This window comes from Variovorax sp. Root473, assembly GCF_001426505.1.
Taxonomy (GTDB): domain Bacteria; phylum Pseudomonadota; class Gammaproteobacteria; order Burkholderiales; family Burkholderiaceae_C; genus Variovorax.
In genome coordinates this window covers 263453-264106 of the sequence record NZ_LMEV01000001.1, presented here as the reverse complement: position 1 = coordinate 264106, position 654 = coordinate 263453, and the positions used below count along the sequence as shown (strand labels likewise).

Below are 654 nucleotides of genomic sequence, written 5' to 3'. Positions count from 1 at the left end.
GTCAGTAGCTTGTCGACTTCGACGTCGTCCGGCTTGAGCACGGCCACGAGTGGTATCTCCAGCTTGTCCACCGGCTTGAGCACGACCAACAGCAATGTCAGCAGTCTGTCGACTTCGACGTCGTCCGGCCTGAGCACGGCCACGAGCGGCATCTCCAGCCTGTCCACGGGCTTGAGCACCACGAACAGCAAGGTGGGCAGCCTGTCGACCTCGACGTCCTCGGGGCTGAGCACCGTCAATAGCCGCATCGACAGCCTCTCGACATCTACGTCGTCGGGCCTGAGCACGGCGACCAGTGGTATCTCCAGCCTGTCCACAGGTCTGAGCACCGCGAACAGCAATGTCAGCAGCTTGTCGACCTCGACGTCGAGCGGTCTGAGCACGGCGACCAGCGGCATCTCGAGCTTGTCCAGCGGCCTGAGCACGACGAACAGCAACGTGAACAGCCTGTCGACCTCGACGTCGTCGGGTCTGAGCACCAGCAGCAGCCGCATCGACAGCCTTTCGACATCGACATCGAGCNTATCACGAGCCTGTCGACGGGCCTGAGCTCCACGAACAGCAACGTCAGCAGCTTGTCGACCTCCACGTCGTCGGGTCTGAGCACGGCCACGAGCAGCATCGACAGCCTGTCGACGTCGACCTCGTCTGGTT

General features: G+C 62.6%; 1 pseudogene. It reads left to right on the top strand.

What is annotated here, in order from left to right:
• Positions 1-522: pseudogene (locus ASD34_RS28010) on the top strand (hemagglutinin); the annotation flags it as partial.
• Positions 523-654: the final 132 nt, after the last annotated feature.